This window comes from Enterococcus sp. M190262, assembly GCF_005843965.1.
Classification (GTDB): domain Bacteria; phylum Bacillota; class Bacilli; order Lactobacillales; family Enterococcaceae; genus Enterococcus_D; species Enterococcus_D gallinarum.
In genome coordinates this window covers 2,927,248-2,944,724 of record NZ_CP040461.1, presented here as the reverse complement: position 1 = coordinate 2,944,724, position 17,477 = coordinate 2,927,248, and the positions used below count along the sequence as shown (strand labels likewise).

Genomic DNA, 17,477 nt, shown 5'->3' with positions numbered 1-17,477 from the left:
CACCTCATTTCTACACTGCAACGATACCAAAATTTAAGGTGCAGAACAAGTGATGTTCTGACACGATAATCATTTTCGTGAAATGATGGAAGAAATATTTGATAATCAAAATAATTTTTAACTACTCGATTCTCTGGTAATTGTCAACTTAAAAACTTGTGAAGGTTAGAAAAGCGTACTGAAAATAAAAATGCGCTTAAAAAAAATTAAAATCAAAAAATTTTCTTGCAATTCTCTAAAAGTTACTTTATAGTTTGACTATCAAATGATTTGATTATCAAACTATTCGGATGGTGAAAGATATGGAACCAAATTTAGAAACGGTCAACGACTATTTAGTCAGTGTCTTCAATGACATTCTCGTGATCGAAGAATCAGAATTAAAGAAATCACAATTTAAAGATCTTTCAATCACAGAAATGCATACGATTGAAGCAATCGGCATGTACAAGAAGAAAACAACTTCAGAAGTCGCTAAAGAGCTTTCTATTACTGTTGGGACCCTCACCATTGCAATCAATCGTTTGGTTAAAAAAGAATATGTAGAACGCATTCGCAGTGAAGACGATCGACGCGTAGTCAAACTTGCGTTGACAAAAAAAGGCAAATTGCTTTATCGGGTACATCAACATTTTCACCGTGAGATGGTCAAAGGCGTTCTAAGCCAGATGTCTACGGATGAAGAGCAAGCTTTACTTAAAGCCTTAAAAAATCTGCATGACTTTTTACAAGATTATAAGTGAGTGTAACGGATGAATATGTTTGGAAAGATTACCGCAACAGCAAGCTATGTTCCTGAACAAATCGTGACGAATCAGCAACTTTCAGAAATTATGGATACATCAGATGACTGGATTTTTTCACGTACAGGAATCAAAGAACGTCGAATTAGTAATGGAGAAAATACTTCCGATTTATGTACGAATGTTGCTACGAAACTTTTGGCATCAAGGGGACTTGCTCCAGATGAATTGGACTTTATCCTAGTAGCGACCATCACTCCGGATTTCAATACACCGGCAGTTGCTTGCCAAGTTCAAGGGAATATTGGCGCCCATCAAGCTTTTGCTTTTGATATCAGCGCAGCTTGTGCCGGATTTGTTTATGCATTGTCTTTAGCAGAAAAATTGATTCGGACCGGTTCTAAAAAAGGGCTCGTCATTGGCGGTGAAGTGCTGTCAAAGGTCTTGGATTGGGAAGATCGTTCAACCGCAGTTTTATTTGGAGACGGGGCAGGCGGGGTGCTTTTAGAAGCAACCAACCATCAGCATCTCTTGAAGGAATCGCTGCAGTCTGATGGAACCAGAGGACTCTCTCTGACATCAGGTTTTGTTGAAAATAAGAATCCTTACGGAAGTTCGTCAACCCAATACAGTGCTTGTATGCAGATGGTTGGTCGTGAAATTTTTGATTTTGCGACACGCGATGTCGTTCAATCCATTCGTGCAATCAGTGAGCATGAATCGGTAGATTATTACTTGTTGCATCAGGCCAATTCCCGAATCTTAGATAAAGTGGCTCGGAAATTAAAGGTCCCGCGACATAAGTTTTTGCAAAATATGCAATTTTATGGCAATACTTCAGCCGCTTCAATTCCGATTTTGTTAGATGAAGAAGTGAAACGCGGCACGCTGTCTTTAGGCAGCGGACAAAAAGTGGTGTTCTCAGGTTTCGGCGGCGGATTAGCATGGGGGACCATGCTGGCAGCTTTATAGCCTGTTCACAATCAATATTGAAGAAAACACATTGGAGGAATATACACATGGTATTCGAAAAAATTCAAGAAATCGTAGCAGAAGAATTAGGAAAAGAAAAAGAAGAAATCAAATTAAACACAAACATTCAAGAGGATCTTGAAGCAGACAGCTTAGACCTTTTCCAAATCATTAACGAGATCGAAGATGAATTCGATGTAAAAATCGAAACTGAAGACGGCATCAAAACTGTCGAAGATCTAGTTAAATACGTTGAAAAACAACAAGCATAAAAAACGAGGCTAGGCAAACAGCCTAGCCTTTCCTTGTAATAGAAAGAGTGTGTTTCACTCGCTGAGATCTGCGAGTGAAGATGCCATTTTCTCCAAAATCTTTCAGTTCAAAAAAGGAGTTTAAAATGAAAACAGCATTTTTATTCAGCGGTCAAGGAGCCCAATATGTAGGAATGGGTCAGGAGTTATATCAGCAAGAATCAAGTGTTCAACAAACCTTTGCGGAAGCAAGTGAGATGCTCGGCTATGATATGACTGAACTATGTTTTACTGAAAATGACCGTTTGAATCAAACTGAATATACGCAGCCAGCCATTTTAACCGTCAGTGTGGCTTTTTGGCGTTTGTTAAAAGAAAAAGGTCTCCAGGCCGATGCTTTGGCTGGTTTGAGCTTAGGTGAATATTCCGCATTAGTAGCAAGCGGCGCATTAGACTTTCAAACTGCTGTAGCCCTCGTGCAAAAACGCGGCAAGTTTATGGCAAATGCCGCACCACAGGGTGTGGGTAAAATGGTCGCTGTGATGAATACTCCGGCTGAAACCATTGAGGCGATTTGTAAAGAAGCTAGCCAAGTAGGGATCGTTTCGCCAGCTAATTACAATACGCCGCAGCAAATTGTCATCGGTGGGGAAGTAGCTGCGGTTGACCAAGCCGTTCAGTTATTGCAAGCGGCGGGAGCCAAACGAATGATTCCATTAAATGTCAGCGGCCCTTTCCATACGAAACTTTTAGAACCCGCTTCTAAACAACTTGCTCAAGAGCTGGCGAAAATTGAAATCAAAGATTTACAGGTGCCGGTGATCAGCAACACGACTGCGAAACCGATGAAACAAGAACAAGTCAAAGAATTATTAGAGAAGCAAGTCAAATCACCTGTGCGTTTTTATGAAAGCATCGAGCAGTTGAAACAAATGGGAATTGAGCAGATGATCGAGATCGGTCCCGGAAAAGTATTGACCGGTTTTTTGAAAAAAATCGACAAAACCATTGCTGCTTCGAGAGTGGAAGATGCTCAAACACTTTTTGACACACTTTCAAGGTTTGATTAGGAGGAATTTATGGAACTGACAAATAAAAATGTCTTTATTACTGGTAGTTCAAGAGGGATTGGCTTTGGCATTGCAGAAGCATTTGCCAAAGAAGGAGCCAATATCGTATTGAATGGGCGGAAAGAGATACCTCAAACTCTTATAGAGACGATTACCCGTTTTGGTGTGAAATGCATCGCAGTCAACGGTGATATATCCGAATACGATCAAGCTGTTTCGATGCTTGCACAAGCGGAAGCTGAATTAGGACCGATCCACATTTTAGTCAACAACGCAGGAATCACCAATGACAAGTTATTGTTGCGCATGAAACCAGAAGAATTTGAAAGTGTATTGAAGATCAATTTGACTGGAACCTTCAACATGACGCAAGTAGCTCTCAAAAAGATGATGAAACTACGCGAAGGACGTATCATTAATTTGACTAGTGTCGTAGGATTGACTGGCAACATTGGTCAAGCAAATTATGCAGCAAGTAAAGCTGGCGTGATTGGTTTTACCAAATCAGTTGCCCGCGAAGGAGCGGCTAGAGGCATTACCTGTAATGCGATCGCACCAGGATTTATTGAAACGGAGATGACCGCAGTTCTTTCTGATAAGGTAAAAGAACAATCGATCAATAATATTCCGTTGCAGCGATTTGGTGCTGTAGAAGATGTCGCAAAAGCTGCGGTTTTTTTGGCCCAAAGCGCTTATATCACAGGTCAAGTAGTCAGCGTAGATGGCGGAATGGCCATGCAAGGATAGAAAGGAGATACTTATGAATCGAGTAGTTATTACAGGATACGGTGTGACTTCCCCAATTGGGAATGATCCAGAAACATTTTTAGCTAGTTTGCAAAATGGAACCAATGGGATTGGCCCCATCACCAAATTTGACGCCAGTGGAACAGGGATTTCAGTAGCAGCTGAAGTCAAAGAGTTTCCACTAGAAAAATACTTTGTCAAAAAAGATACGAAACGGATGGATCTTTTTTCGATTTATGGGATCTATGCTGCCCTTGAAGCAATGAAAATGGCGGGTTTGAATTCTGAAGCGTTAGATGCCGATCGATTCGGTGTCATGGTCGGATCAGGTATTGGAGGTTTGCCAACTATTCAAGACCAAGTGATTCGAATGCATGAAAAAGGTGCAAATCGTGTGTCTCCAATGTTTGTGCCCATGTCGATCGTCAACATGGTGGCAGGAAACATTGCATTGCGTGTGGGGGCAAAAGGTATTTGTACAACTACGGTCTCTGCTTGTGCATCCGGTACTCATTCGATTGGTGAGGCTTTCCGCAATATCAAACATGGTTATGCAGACGTGATGATTGCTGGCGGATCTGAATCAACGATTTGTGAGATTGGTATCGCTGGTTTTGCTTCTTTAACGGCATTAACAACGGAATCTGATCCAGACAAAGCATCCACACCATTTGACAAAAACCGCAGCGGGTTTGTGATGGGAGAAGGTGCTGGGGTTTTGATTCTAGAATCATTTGAACATGCCCAAAAGCGCGGAGCGAAGATTCTCGGGGAAGTTGTTGGCTATGGTGCCAATTGTGATGCCTACCATATGACTGCACCGAATCCTGACGGTTCAGGTGCTGGAAAAGCAATGAAACTCGCGATGTCTGAAGCAGCGATCACTCCAGCCGAAGTTGGCTATATCAATGCTCACGGAACAAGCACACCAGCTAATGATGTAGCTGAAGCTACATCGATCCAATATGGTTTAGGGGACGACTATCGCAAACCTTACGTCAGCAGTACAAAATCTATGACAGGACATCTTTTGGGGGCAGCAGGAGGAATCGAAGCAATTGCCTCGCTTTTAGCATTGCAGCATCAATTTATTCCACCGACCATCAATGTTCGTGAACAAGATCCTGAAATCGACTTAAATATTGTGAAAAACCAAAGCCAGCCAGCAGAAATTACGTATGCAATGAGTAACTCACTAGGTTTTGGTGGACACAATGCAGTCATCTTATTGAAACGTTGGGAGGAAGCTTAATTGGAAACAAATGAAATCAAGGATCTGCTTTCCCAATTTGATCAGTCCTCTTTGACTGAATTGCAGCTCAAAAAAGAAAACATCGAACTTTATTTTAATAAAAATTCGTTCAGTAGCCGTCAAGTATCATCCGAGAGTTCAGATGTCAAAGTTGAAAGCATCCCTGCAGCTGCACCAGTACCAAGCGTACAACCAACAGCTGCTGGAACCGTCGAGGTTAGTTCAGAGCCAATTATGGCGGGAACGGAGATCGTTTCACCTTTAGTGGGTGTGGTTTACTTAAAACCTAGTCCTGAACAAAGCCAATTCAAACAAATCGGCGATTCTGTCAAAAAAGGGGATGTCCTTTGTATCGTTGAAGCAATGAAAGTAATGAATGAAATTGTTAGCGATGTTGATGGCGAATTAGTTGAAATCTTAGTTGAAAATGAGCAGATCGTTGAATACGATCAACCATTATTCCGTGTGAAAGAAGGGTAAGCTATGTCAGTTATGTCAATTCAAGAAATCAAAGAAATCATTCCACATCGCTATCCTATGCTCTTAGTGGATCGCATTGAAGAACTAGAAGAAGGAAAACGGGTGGTAGCAAAGAAGAACGTGACCATCAACGAACCTTTTTTTCAAGGCCATTTTCCTCATGAACCAGTCATGCCTGGTGTATTGATCGTTGAAGCAATGGCCCAAGCGGGGGCAGTTGCACTCTTGTCTTTACCGGATTTTCGAGGTAAAACCGCTTATTTCGGCGGACTTGATAAAGCAAAATTCCGCAAAAAAGTAACACCAGGAGATACATTGATCTTAGAAGTAGAAATACTCAAGGTAAAATCTGCAGCAGGAATCGGCAAAGGGATTGCCTATGTTGATGGCAAAAAAGTTGCAGAAGCAGAACTTACCTTCATGATTGGATAGGTGAAAAATGTTTTCTAAAGTATTGATAGCTAACCGTGGTGAGATCGCTGTTCGCATTATACGTGCTTGCCGCGAACTTGGGATCCAAACGGTCGCAGTTTATTCAGAAGCAGATAAAGAAGCGTTACATGCAGAACTTGCCGATGAAGCCATTTGTATTGGCCCGGCGAAAGCAGCAGACTCTTATTTGAATGTGCAACAAATATTAAGCGCCGCGATCGTTACCAAAGCTGAAGCCATCCATCCCGGATTTGGTTTCTTATCAGAAAATAGCCGTTTTGCATCTATGTGTGAAGAATGCAATATTGTCTTTATTGGTCCTAAGAGTGAAACAATCGATGCAATGGGGAACAAAATCAATGCCCGACGGTTGATGATCGAAGCACAAGTGCCAGTGATCCCCGGCAGTCAAGGAGCGATTTCTGATGTGAAAGAAGCATTGACGATCGCTGAAGAAATTGGCTATCCAGTGATGCTTAAAGCAGCAGCAGGCGGTGGTGGTAAAGGCATACGTAAAGTATTGACAAAAGAAGAATTGCCGCAGCATTTTTCTTCCGCTCAGCAAGAAGCAAAAGCCGCTTTTGGTAATGATGAAATGTATATTGAGAAAATCGTGTATCCCGCAAGACATATCGAAGTCCAAGTTTTAGGAGATTCTTTTGGGAATATCATTCACTTGGGCGAGCGGGATTGTTCTTTACAACGGAACAATCAAAAAGTTTTGGAAGAATCGCCATCGGTCGTAATATCAGCTAGTAAACGTCAAGAACTAGGAGCTGCAGCAGTTCGCGCCGCTCAGGCTGTTGGCTATCGCAATGCTGGTACAATCGAATTTCTGATGGATGAAGCTGGCGAATTCTATTTCATGGAAATGAATACTCGCATCCAGGTCGAACATCCGATCACAGAAATGGTGACCAATATCGATCTCGTAAAAAAACAAATTGAGATTGCTAGCGGCGAACCGCTGGATATCAAACAAGAAGATGTCAAAATGCAAGGTGCTGCCATCGAGTGTCGTATCAATGCGGAAAATCCAGCCTTTAATTTTGCTCCTTCCCCTGGAAAAATTCATAATTTGTTTTTACCTGGAGGAGGTCTGGGCGTTCGTGTGGATAGTGCCATGTACTCTGGATATACGATTCCTCCTTACTATGATTCGATGATTGCAAAGGTCATCGTTCATGGAGAAAATCGATTTGAAGCATTGATGAAAATGCAGCGAGCTTTGGCTGAATTAGTGACTGAGGGTGTAGTGACGAATGCAGAATTCCAAATGGATCTGATCGGTCATCCAAAAGTGATTGCCGGAGACTACAACACAGCCTTTTTACAAGAGGAATTCTTGCCAAACTGGACGCCTGAACAATAGGAGGGAAGAGAATGGCTTTATTTAAAAAGAAGAATTACATTCGCATCAATCCTAATCGCGGCCAGGCACCTGCCAATGAACCAACAGTGCCCGACAATCTTTGGGCGAAATGTCCCAGCTGTAAACGGACCTTATATACAAAAGAAATGGGCGCAGAAAAAGTCTGTCCTCATTGTGGCTATAATTTCCGTATCAGTGCCTGGGAAAGAATCGCATTAACGATCGACGAAAAAAGCTTGGAAGAATGGGATACAGATGTGAAAACAGAAGATCCTCTCAACTTTCCTGATTATCTCGAAAAAATAGCTTCCGTACAGGAAAAAACTGGTCTTCATGAAGCCGTGTTAACTGGAGAAGCGACAATCAATCAGCAACCTGTGGCAATAGGAATCATGGATTCCAACTTTATTATGGGAAGTATGGGAACTGTCGTAGGTGAAAAAATCACTCGATTGTTTGAGCGAGCGCTTGCGAAGAACTTACCCGTTGTATTATTCACTGCTTCTGGTGGTGCACGGATGCAAGAAGGGATTTTTTCATTGATGCAGATGGCTAAGATCTCTGCAGCAGTGAAGCGTCATAGTGAAGCCGGTTTATTTTATTTGACAGTCTTGACAGATCCAACTACCGGAGGCGTAACAGCAAGTTTTGCAATGGAAGGAGATGTGATTCTCGCTGAACCGCAGGCATTGATTGGGTTTGCGGGGAGACGAGTGATCGAACAAACGATTCGACAAGAACTGCCAGAAGACTTCCAAAAAGCAGAGTTCTTGTTGGAACATGGTTTTGTCGATCAAATCGTTCCACGGACACAATTAAGGGAACGAATTTCCCAATTGCTTAAATTGCATACGACAAAGGGGTGGATGACAAATGATTGAAGCGGCACATGAGATCGTTGAGTTAGCCCGCAGCAAAGATCGTTTGACGGCACTTGATTACTTTGAACATGTTTTTAGCGATTTTCAGGAATTCCATGGGGATCGTCTCTATGCCGATGATGAAGCTGTTGTGGGCGGGGTCGCTGCCTTAGATGGGAAACCTGTGACAGTGATCGGTATCCAAAAAGGGCGGAACCTGCCAGAGAACCTTCGACGAAATTTTGGTGCTCCTCATCCAGAAGGTTACCGAAAAGCGTTGCGGCTAATGAAACAAGCGGAGAAATTTCAACGGCCTGTTATCACATTGATCAATACAGCAGGTGCCTATTGCGGCGTCGGCGCTGAAGAGCGTGGCGAAGGAGAAGCGATTGCGCGCAATCTCTTAGAAATGTCAGATTTAAAAGTACCAATCTTGGCAATCATTATTGGCGAAGGCGGCAGTGGTGGAGCTTTGGCATTGGCTTTAGGGGATGAAGTATGGATGATGGAACATTCTATCTATGCGATTTTATCCCCGGAAGGCTTTGCATCGATCCTCTGGAAAGATGGAAGCCGTGCGAAAGAAGCTGCCGGACTCATGAAAATAACAGCGCAAGAGTTGCACAAGCTTGGAGTGATCGAAAAAGTGATTCCCGAGACCATCGACGGTGAACTGTTGTCGAAAGAGACAGTGATCGCGGAAATGCGATCGGCAATCACCAAAAAGATCGCTGCTCTAGCACAAAAGAATATAGACCAACTCCTTGCTGAGCGCTATCAGCGTTTTCGCAAATTTTAATCATAAGTTTGATATCAATGTCGATTTTTGATCCGTCATTGATTTCAAGCTTTTTTATTTGTCCTTGTGAAATTTCTCTAATATAATAAACATCAGCAGATAGTTGTTTGAAATTCAATAACATTGTGGTATTATGTATATATTCTGAATAAAGATGGGAATATATGCATAATTATTTATTTTATAAGGGGAGAAAACAAATGAAGAAATTGATGAGTGGATTTATAACAGTTGCTGCTTTATTAACTTTAGCTGCATGTGGGAATGGTGGATCATCAAGCACTGATTCGTCAAAAAAAGGAGATCAAAATCAGCTAGAAGCTATCAAGTCTGCTGGTGTATTAAATGTAGCGACATCAGCTGATTTTGCACCTTTTGAGTTCCATGCTTTGATTGATGGCAAAGACCAAATCGTCGGCGCGGACATTGATCTGGTAAATGAAATCGCCAAAGAATTAGGCGTCAAAGTCAATGTAATGGATTTGGAGTTCAATGCTGTTCTAACTGCATTGAGCCAAGGAAAAGCGGATATTGCGGTTTCTGGGATCTCAGCAACTGATGAAAGAAAACAAACATTTGATTTTACTGACAACTACTTTACACCTGAACAAAAAATCGTGATCAAAAAGGACAATACGGATGCATTGTCTGCAATCGATGACTTTTCAGGAAAGAAGGTAGGCGCCCAAAAAGGATCGATCCAAGAGGCTGTGGTTCAAAACCAATTAGCTGACTCACAATTGGTTTCGATTGCGAAAGTGCCTAACTTGATCAATGAATTGAAACAAGGATCGATCGATGGGCTAGTACTTGAAAGTGCCGTTGCAGACTCATATGTTGCTCAAAATGATGATTTGGCAGTGGCTGACATTGCTTTGGAAGCTTCACCAGATGATTCTTATGCTATCGCTCTACCAAAAGGCAGCACAGAATTAAAAGATGAATTGAACCGTATTTTGAAAGAATTGAATGATAAAGGGACAATTAATGAATACGTTCAAAAGAATACAGACTTAGCCAACGAAAATGCGGCTGAATAGATCGGAGTAGTAAATTTATGGATTTTTCCTTCTTGTCGACTTATTATCCTTACTTTATCTCAGGGGTATTGATTACGATTGTCATCTCCATTATTACAGTGATCCTAGGCACCATCCTCGGAATCACCTTTGCATTGATGAAGTTATCAAAAGTAAAACCATTACGCTGGATCGCTAATACGTATATCGAAGTGTTACGGGGAACACCGATGCTGGTTCAGATATTGATTGCATTTGGGTTGTTGCAGGGGCTGTTCTCACTGCCGACGATTTCGTTTGGTGTGTTGAATCTTGACTTTGGACGACTATTTCCAGGGATTATCGCCCTTTCATTGAACTCAGGGGCTTACGTTGCTGAAATCGTTCGTGGTGGTATCAATGCAGTCGATTTTGGTCAATCAGAAGCAGCTGGTTCGCTAGGATTGCGTCCTGCACAAGCGATGCGGTATGTTATTTTACCTCAAGCTTTGCGTAATATCTTGCCTCCTCTAGGTAACGAGTTCATTGTTTTGATCAAAGACTCTTCTTTGTTATCCACTATCGGTATCTACGAATTGATGAATAGCGCACAAATTGTTGTGACAAGTTCGTATCAGCCATTAACTCCTTTATATGTTGCCGCTGTAATTTACTTTATTTTAACGTTTACCACCTCCCGCTTGTTGAATCTATGGGAGAAAAAACTCGGCAAAGGTTATCGGCGATAGGAGGAAAAAAGATGGATACAATGATCAAAGTAAAGAATTTACACAAAACATTTGGAACAAATCAGGTGCTTAAAGGTATCAATACTGAAATCAAAAAAGGTGAGGTCGTTGTTGTGATTGGACCTTCCGGATCGGGAAAGAGTACTTTTTTACGCTGCTTGAATTTGTTAGAAGAACCAACAAGCGGCAATATTTACTTTAAGGGGACGGACATTACTGACAAAAAAAATGATATTTATCAAATGCGGGAAAAATTAGGCATGGTTTTTCAAAACTTTAACCTCTTCCCCAATCTGACAGTAATGGATAATATTACATTGTCGCCAATCAAAGTAAAAAAAATGTCTAAAGAAGACGCTCGGAAAATCGGAGAGAAACTGTTGACTGACGTAGGGTTGCCGGATAAAGCAAAAGCTTATCCCCAAAGCTTATCCGGAGGACAAATGCAACGGATCGCTATTGCTCGCGCATTGGCGATGCAGCCAGAAGTGATGTTGTTTGACGAACCGACATCGGCGTTAGACCCGGAAATGGTCGGTGAGGTATTGAGTGTCATGCAGCGTTTGGCTCAAGAAGGGATGACGATGGTGATCGTTACCCATGAAATGGGATTTGCCAAAGAGGTTGGCGACCGCGTTCTTTTCATGGACCAAGGGGTCATTATGGAAGAGGGGACTCCTGCTCAAATATTTGATGCACCGCAAAATCCGCGGACAATCGATTTTCTGGCAAAAGTCTTATGATCTTTTTTAGACCATGAAGTTGGTTAGTGTGATGTGCGTTCATATCGGTCAAGATGAAAAACAATGAATTGTCTGAACGATTCTTGAGGAAGGAAGCTGCAGAAGTAATCTGCATTGATTGCTCACTCCTCTGATCGTTCGGCTTTTTTATTTTTTAAAGAAAGTAGCAGTGGATGATCCGTTGCTTTTTTCAACTAGATGAAAATCTGTTGCTGAGAGTTGTAGCTCAGTCTAGTATTTCACACGATTCTATTGTATAATTACAGGTTGAAAGTAGCATTATAAGTAGGATGCCTTTAAATAATCATCAGTGACCCTGTGGGGACTGATTGACGACTTGTCAGCTGACAAGCTGTTTTTATCTAGACGTGTCAACAAATTGACTATTTTTGTCACATGAATAAAAGAATCAAGGAGAATCTATGTTTTCAAAATTTAAACCGACTTGGATGGTCGATGCCATCTATCAGATCACTCCCCATCAACTTAAGAAGCAAGGCATCAAAGCTGTTCTAACTGACCTTGATAATACCCTGATTGCTTGGAATGACCCTGACGGTAGTGAAGAGCTAAAAAATTGGTTGTTAGAAATGAAGAATGCGGGAATCCCGGTGATTGTCGTTTCAAACAATAATAGTGAACGGGTCGCACGGGCAGTGGCGCCCTTTGGTTTGCAATACGTCCATCGAGCATTGAAACCTTTTTCTCGTGGCATCAAGCAAGGATACCGCCAACTCGGCTTGCAAAAAGAAGATGTTGTGATGATCGGTGATCAAATCATGACCGACATTCAAGGTGCTAATCGAGCAGGGGTCCGTAGTATCTTAGTGAAGCCGATCATTAATACGGATTCATGGAAAACACAATTCAACCGTTTGCTGGAGCGAAGAATTATGAAGTATTTATTGAAACACAATCCAGAAATGAAATGGCGAGGTGGAATTTGATAATGAATGAAGAAATGATTCATTGTATTGGCTGTGGCGCGCTGATCCAGACAGAAAATCCAACAGAGCTTGGTTATACACCGCTCTCTGCATTAGAGAAAGGGTTAGAAACCGGAGAAGTCTATTGCCAACGCTGTTTCCGCTTGCGACATTACAATGAAATCCAAGATGTCTCGCTGACAGACGATGATTTTCTGCGTTTACTGAACGAACTCGGTCAAAAAGATGCATTAATCGTAAATGTAGTGGATATCTTTGATTTTAACGGTTCGTTGATTCCAGGACTTCATCGTTTTGTGGGAGACAATCCTGTGTTGCTAGTGGGCAATAAAGTGGATATCTTGCCAAAGTCATTGAAGAAATCAAAAATGACCCAATGGATGAGAGAGCGTGCCCATGAAGCAGGGCTGCGTCCAATCGATGTTTTATTGACAAGTGCAAAAAAAGCCGCTGAAATGACTGAATTGTTACAGGCGATCGATCATTATCGAGAAGGTCGAGATGTCTATGTGGTAGGTGTTACGAATGTTGGTAAGTCGACATTGATCAATCAAATCATCAAACAGACGGCTGGAGTCCAAGAATTGATTACTACTTCTCGTTTTCCAGGGACAACCCTTGATAAAATCGAAATTCCTCTCGACGACGGTCACTTTTTGATCGACACTCCAGGGATCATCCACCGACATCAGATGGCTCATTACCTTGGAAAGAAAGATTTAAAAATCGTGGCGCCGAATAAGGAAATCAAACCGAAAAGCTACCAATTGAATGCTGGCCAAACACTCTTTTTCGGAGGAGTGGCACGTTTTGACTTTATTCAAGGAGAGCGCAGCTCATTCATTGCTTATGTAGCAAATGATGTGGTGCTGCATCGCACGAAGTTAGAAAAAGCTGATGCTTTTTATCAAAAACATGTTGGTGGTCTTTTACAACCGCCTCGTCCTGATGAGTTAGCTGATTTTCCGGAGTTAGTTCGCTTTGAATTTTCGATCAAAGAAAAAACAGATATTGTTTTTGCAGGTTTAGGATGGATCACAGTCACAAAACCAGGAGTTGTTGCTGGTTGGGCACCCAAAGGCGTTGATGTGATCAAACGGAAAGCATTAATTTAAAGGAAGAAGGCAGAACATGGAATTACGAGGAAAACAAAAGCGGTTTTTACGCAGTGAAGCGCATCATTTAACACCGATTTTTCAGATTGGCAAAGGCGGGTTGAATGAGGCAATGATCAATCAAATCGAAGAAGCGCTAGAAAAAAGAGAATTGATCAAGGTATCTTTATTGCAAAATACCGACGAAGTGGCGGAGGACGCTGCTGCAGCAATCAGTGAAGCGATTCAATGCGAGGTTGTTCAAATCATTGGACGCGTGATTGTGTTATTCAAACCATCTACAAAAGAAAAATATCAAAAAATCTCTGTAAACGTACGTTCATTATAGGAGTGATTTGACATGCAAGGAAATTCGTTTGGCAAAGTTCAGACCTTATATACAACAGAAGCGGCTTATCAAGCGCCTAAAAAACAAGTGGGCATACTGGGGGGGAATTTCAACCCCGTTCACTATACCCACTTGGTCATGGGTGAAGAAGTTGGGCAAGCTTTGGGCTTGGATAAAGTCTATTTTATGCCTGAGTATCTTCCGCCGCATGTCGATGAAAAAAAGACGATCCCGGCTGCTCACCGACTGGCAATGTTACAGTTAGCGATTGCGGATAATCCCCGATTTGCGATTGAAGACATTGAATTGAAACGCAAAGGGAAAAGCTATACTTTTGATACAATGAAGGAACTGACTGAAAAGAACCCTGATACAAGTTATTACTTTATTATTGGCGGCGATATGGTACAATACTTGCCGAAGTGGCATCGGATTGATGAATTGATGGAGTTGGTCACCTTCGTCGGGGTTCGTCGTCCTAGCTATCCCGTTGAAACACCCTATCCGATCATTTGGATCGATGTGCCTTTGATGGATATCAGCTCCACAATAATTCGTAAGAAAGTGCAACAAGGATGCTCGATTCGCTACTTATTGCCGGAAAATGTGTTAAACTATATTCAAGAAAAGGGGCTGTATCTGGATGAATAGCCAACAGTATACGCCTGCTGAACGCGAATTATTGATGCAGGAAGTACAAATGCATATGAGCCAAAAACGATTTCAGCATGTACTAGGGGTAGAAAAAACGGCTGTCGCATTGGCTGAAAAATTCGGTGCTTCACCGGAAAAAGCCAGTATCGCTGCGCTGACTCATGATTATGCCAAAGAGCGTCCAGATGAAGAATTCCAGCTTGTCATTCGGCGAGATGGTTTTGATCTGGATTTGCTCAATTGGAGCAATGCTATTTGGCATGGTATTGTGGGAGCCGATTTTGTTCAGCGAGAGTTAGGCATCGATGACGAAGAGATCCTACAAGCCATTCGTATCCATACGACTGGCGCTGCAGAAATGAGTTTGTTGGATAAGATCATTTACGTTGCCGATTATATCGAACCTGGTCGATCATTTCCTGGTGTGAAAGAAGCCCGTGAATTAGCTATGATTGATCTTGACGCTGCAGTAGCTTACGAAACGAAACATACATTGCTTTATTTGATTGAAAAGGAAGCACCAATTTATCCCAAGACGATTGAAACATACAATCATTGGGTCGCAAACCATTAGGAGGGAATTACCATAGATAGCCAGAGAATTTTAGAAATTGCTGTTAAAGCAGCAGATTCAAAACATGCCGAAGATATTATGGCATTAGACGTTCGTGAAATTTCATTATTAGCCGATTACTTTGTGATTTGTTCAGGAAACAGTGAAAGACAAATCAATGCCATCATTGATGAAGTTCTTGACAAAGAAGAAGAAGAAAACCAAGTGGAGGTTCGCCGTGTTGAAGGAAAAGATGGTGGTAAATGGGTCTTGATTGATCTTGGTGATGTCATCGTTCACGTTTTCAACGCTTCAGAACGTGCGTTTTATAATTTAGAAAAATTATGGTCAGATGCACCGCTTGTTGATCTGAATGAATGGGTCGTGGCTTAATAATGGCCTACGAAACATTTGCTTTTGTCTATGACGAAGTAATGGATTCCAGTCTCTATCAAAAGTGGCTGGATTTTTCTTGCCGTCATTTAGGTGAAAAAAAACAAATCATGGAACTAGCCTGCGGAACAGGTGCATTAGCAGTAGAATTCGCAAAAGCGGGTTTTGATGTAACCGGCTTAGACCTTTCAGAAGAAATGTTGATGATCGCCAGTCAGCGGGCGGAACAAGAGGATACGCCCATCCAATTGGTAGAAGGGGACATGCTGGATCTGACAGATGTGGGAACCTACGAAGCGATCACTTGTTACTCTGACTCAATCTGTTATATGGAAGATGAACAAAGTGTCCAACAAGTTTTCGATGGGGTTTATAACAGCTTGCGTGACGACGGGGTATTTATGTTCGATGTACACTCAACGTACCAGATCGATGAAGTATTCCCTGATTACAGCTACCACTATCAAACAGATGAGTTTGCCTTTCTCTGGGAAAGTTACCAAGGAGAAGTTCCTCACAGCATTGAACATTTTTTGACTTTTTTTGTGCAAAATGAGGATGGAACTTTCCAACGAATGGATGAACTACACCGAGAACGCACCTATTCGCTTGAAAGTTATCAGCGGATGTTAGAAAATGCTGGCTTCTCTGAAATCGAAATGTATGCAGACTTTATTGATAGTCCGCCAAATGAAAAGAGCCGTCGTTGGTTCTTTGTCTGCCGCAAGCTTTGATTGTTTGCGGTTTTTTTAGATTAAAAAGAACTTAAATTTATTTGCTGATGGGAGAAAGGAGTGGAGAAATGCAAGCATGCGGTATTGTTGTAGAGTATAATCCTTTTCATAATGGCCATGAATTTCATGTCCAGCAAGCTAGAAAAGCATCCGGAGCGGATGTTGTTGTGGCGGTGATGAGTGGCAACTTTTTGCAGCGAGGAGAACCGGCAATCGTTGACAAATGGCAACGTGCTCGAGCTGCACTCGAAAACGGCGTGGATCTAATTGTAGAATTACCGCCGGCTTGGTCAGTTCAATCAGCTGATTTCTTTGCAAAAGGAGCAATTAGAATTCTGCAATCATTGGATTGCTCCTTTTTATGTTTTGGAACGGACGCTCCCGAACCGTTTGATTATGAAGCATTTGCGCATTTTGAGCAAAACAATCAAGAAGTCATCGACCAGTTTTTTCAAGAGAATGCTTCTGAGAACCAAACCTATACACAAAAAATGCATGCGGCTTTTGCAGCAGTCTATCCAGACTTTTTGGCAGAGGCTCATTTGCCTAATCACATATTGGGCATGCGCTATGCTCGTGAAACGTGTCAGTATCCATCACCAATGAAACTGTTGCCGATTTCAAGGAAACAAGCGGCCTATCACTCACAAGAATTGTCTGGTGGGATGATTGCCAGTGCGACGGCTATTCGCAAAGCTGTGAAGGCAGGTCAAGAGATTAAAGGGTACGTTCCTGAAAGTGTAAGAAATGATTTATTAGACCAAACGATTGATTGGGAGTTTTTTTGGCCATTGTTGCAGTACCAACTTATCGCAACCCCTCTTGAACAATTGCGAACCCGGTATCAAGTGACCGAAGGATTAGAATATCGGATCAAAGCTTGTTTACACGCCACTTCTTTTGCGGAATTTATGGCACTTCTGAAAACAAAACGGTATACTAGAACTAGACTTCAGCGGTTGATGTGTTATCTATTGTTTCAAGCAACCAGTGAAGAAGTCCAACAAGCGCAAAAGAATACCGGGATTCGTATTTTGGGGTTTACAACAGCAGGTCAAACTTATTTAAAGCAAGTTAAAAAGAAGACAGACCTGCCGCTCATTTCTAAATTTGGCAAAAAGGAAAGCGAGCGTTTTGGGTATTCTTTACGGGTAGATCAAATCTATCAGTTGGCATCACCACAGATTGTAGAACAAAATTTTGGTCGTTCCCCTATTTTTCTAAAGAATTGAACTGAAATTACTTCACAGAACAGGAAATCACAAGTATAATGATTAAGGAATTT

General features: G+C 41.8%; 22 protein-coding genes. All 22 read left to right on the top strand.

The annotated features are described in order from the left end of the window. Window positions 1–302 precede the first annotated feature (302 nt). The 22 genes from FE005_RS13920 (at window position 303) to FE005_RS13815 (ending at window position 17,424) form a co-directional block, all read left to right on the top strand. Window positions 303–743, top strand: a complete 441-nt coding sequence (locus FE005_RS13920; protein ID WP_005471259.1) for a MarR family winged helix-turn-helix transcriptional regulator — start codon at window positions 303–305, stop codon at window positions 741–743. Between the two features lie 9 nt (window positions 744–752). Then, entirely contained in the window at window positions 753–1,715 is a 963-nt protein-coding gene (locus tag FE005_RS13915; protein WP_138372026.1) for a beta-ketoacyl-ACP synthase III, read from the top strand. A 47-nt stretch (window positions 1,716–1,762) separates the two neighbouring features. After that, window positions 1,763–1,987, top strand: a complete 225-nt coding sequence (locus FE005_RS13910) for an acyl carrier protein (protein WP_003126345.1) — start codon at window positions 1,763–1,765, stop codon at window positions 1,985–1,987. 125 nt (window positions 1,988–2,112) lie between these two features. Continuing rightward, on the top strand, window positions 2,113–3,036 hold the full coding sequence (fabD, locus tag FE005_RS13905) for an ACP S-malonyltransferase (RefSeq protein WP_081132182.1): 924 nt from the start codon (window positions 2,113–2,115) through the stop codon (window positions 3,034–3,036). Window positions 3,037–3,045: 9 nt separating this feature from the next. Further along, window positions 3,046–3,783 (top strand): 3-oxoacyl-[acyl-carrier-protein] reductase, encoded by a 738-nt coding sequence (gene fabG, locus FE005_RS13900; RefSeq protein WP_003126347.1) that lies wholly within the window; start codon window positions 3,046–3,048, stop codon window positions 3,781–3,783. Between the two features lie 13 nt (window positions 3,784–3,796). Next, window positions 3,797–5,035, top strand: a complete 1,239-nt coding sequence (gene fabF / locus FE005_RS13895; protein ID WP_003126348.1) for a beta-ketoacyl-ACP synthase II — start codon at window positions 3,797–3,799, stop codon at window positions 5,033–5,035. Next, window positions 5,036–5,515, top strand: coding sequence for an acetyl-CoA carboxylase biotin carboxyl carrier protein (accB, locus tag FE005_RS13890; protein WP_138372025.1), 480 nt, complete (start codon window positions 5,036–5,038; stop codon window positions 5,513–5,515). Window positions 5,516–5,527: 12 nt separating this feature from the next. Continuing rightward, window positions 5,528–5,947, top strand: coding sequence for a 3-hydroxyacyl-ACP dehydratase FabZ (fabZ, locus tag FE005_RS13885; RefSeq protein WP_029486743.1), 420 nt, complete (start codon window positions 5,528–5,530; stop codon window positions 5,945–5,947). Window positions 5,948–5,954: 7 nt separating this feature from the next. Beyond that, entirely contained in the window at window positions 5,955–7,319 is a 1,365-nt protein-coding gene (locus FE005_RS13880) for an acetyl-CoA carboxylase biotin carboxylase subunit (protein WP_003126352.1), read from the top strand. 11 nt (window positions 7,320–7,330) lie between these two features. Then, complete coding sequence (gene accD / locus FE005_RS13875; RefSeq protein ID WP_081132187.1) at window positions 7,331–8,200, top strand: acetyl-CoA carboxylase, carboxyltransferase subunit beta; 870 nt, start codon at window positions 7,331–7,333, stop codon at window positions 8,198–8,200. Next, the gene (locus FE005_RS13870; RefSeq protein WP_003126354.1) at window positions 8,193–8,978 is read left to right on the top strand and encodes an acetyl-CoA carboxylase carboxyl transferase subunit alpha; all 786 of its coding nucleotides are present in this window, start codon (window positions 8,193–8,195) and stop codon (window positions 8,976–8,978) included. The genes accD and FE005_RS13870 overlap by 8 nt, the downstream gene beginning before the upstream one ends. Before the next feature lie 200 nt (window positions 8,979–9,178). Then, window positions 9,179–10,018 carry a transporter substrate-binding domain-containing protein gene (locus FE005_RS13865; RefSeq protein WP_005471269.1) on the top strand — a complete coding sequence of 280 codons (840 nt, stop codon included), beginning with the start codon at window positions 9,179–9,181 and terminating at the stop codon, window positions 10,016–10,018. A gap of 17 nt (window positions 10,019–10,035) precedes the next feature. Further along, complete coding sequence (locus FE005_RS13860) at window positions 10,036–10,725, top strand: amino acid ABC transporter permease (protein ID WP_005471270.1); 690 nt, start codon at window positions 10,036–10,038, stop codon at window positions 10,723–10,725. 11 nt (window positions 10,726–10,736) lie between these two features. Then, entirely contained in the window at window positions 10,737–11,468 is a 732-nt protein-coding gene (locus FE005_RS13855) for an amino acid ABC transporter ATP-binding protein (RefSeq protein WP_003126356.1), read from the top strand. A gap of 422 nt (window positions 11,469–11,890) precedes the next feature. Then, window positions 11,891–12,415: a YqeG family HAD IIIA-type phosphatase gene (locus FE005_RS13850; protein WP_003126357.1), complete on the top strand. Its 525-nt coding sequence runs from the start codon at window positions 11,891–11,893 to the stop codon at window positions 12,413–12,415. A gap of 2 nt (window positions 12,416–12,417) precedes the next feature. Further along, entirely contained in the window at window positions 12,418–13,530 is a 1,113-nt protein-coding gene (yqeH, locus tag FE005_RS13845) for a ribosome biogenesis GTPase YqeH (protein ID WP_003126358.1), read from the top strand. A 16-nt stretch (window positions 13,531–13,546) separates the two neighbouring features. Continuing rightward, a complete protein-coding gene (gene yhbY / locus FE005_RS13840; protein ID WP_060813376.1) occupies window positions 13,547–13,858 on the top strand; it encodes a ribosome assembly RNA-binding protein YhbY in 312 nt (103 codons plus the stop codon). A 12-nt stretch (window positions 13,859–13,870) separates the two neighbouring features. Further along, window positions 13,871–14,509, top strand: a complete 639-nt coding sequence (locus FE005_RS13835; RefSeq protein ID WP_003126360.1) for a nicotinate-nucleotide adenylyltransferase — start codon at window positions 13,871–13,873, stop codon at window positions 14,507–14,509. Further along, complete coding sequence (gene yqeK / locus FE005_RS13830) at window positions 14,502–15,086, top strand: bis(5'-nucleosyl)-tetraphosphatase (symmetrical) YqeK (protein WP_081132189.1); 585 nt, start codon at window positions 14,502–14,504, stop codon at window positions 15,084–15,086. The genes FE005_RS13835 and yqeK overlap by 8 nt, the downstream gene beginning before the upstream one ends. Window positions 15,087–15,113: 27 nt before the next feature. After that, window positions 15,114–15,458, top strand: coding sequence for a ribosome silencing factor (gene rsfS / locus FE005_RS13825; RefSeq protein WP_138372024.1), 345 nt, complete (start codon window positions 15,114–15,116; stop codon window positions 15,456–15,458). Between the two features lie 2 nt (window positions 15,459–15,460). Next, on the top strand, window positions 15,461–16,192 hold the full coding sequence (locus tag FE005_RS13820; protein ID WP_021149847.1) for a class I SAM-dependent methyltransferase: 732 nt from the start codon (window positions 15,461–15,463) through the stop codon (window positions 16,190–16,192). Window positions 16,193–16,260: 68 nt separating this feature from the next. Beyond that, the gene (locus FE005_RS13815; protein ID WP_113849605.1) at window positions 16,261–17,424 is read left to right on the top strand and encodes a nucleotidyltransferase; all 1,164 of its coding nucleotides are present in this window, start codon (window positions 16,261–16,263) and stop codon (window positions 17,422–17,424) included. The last annotated feature ends 53 nt before the right edge of the window (window positions 17,425–17,477 follow it).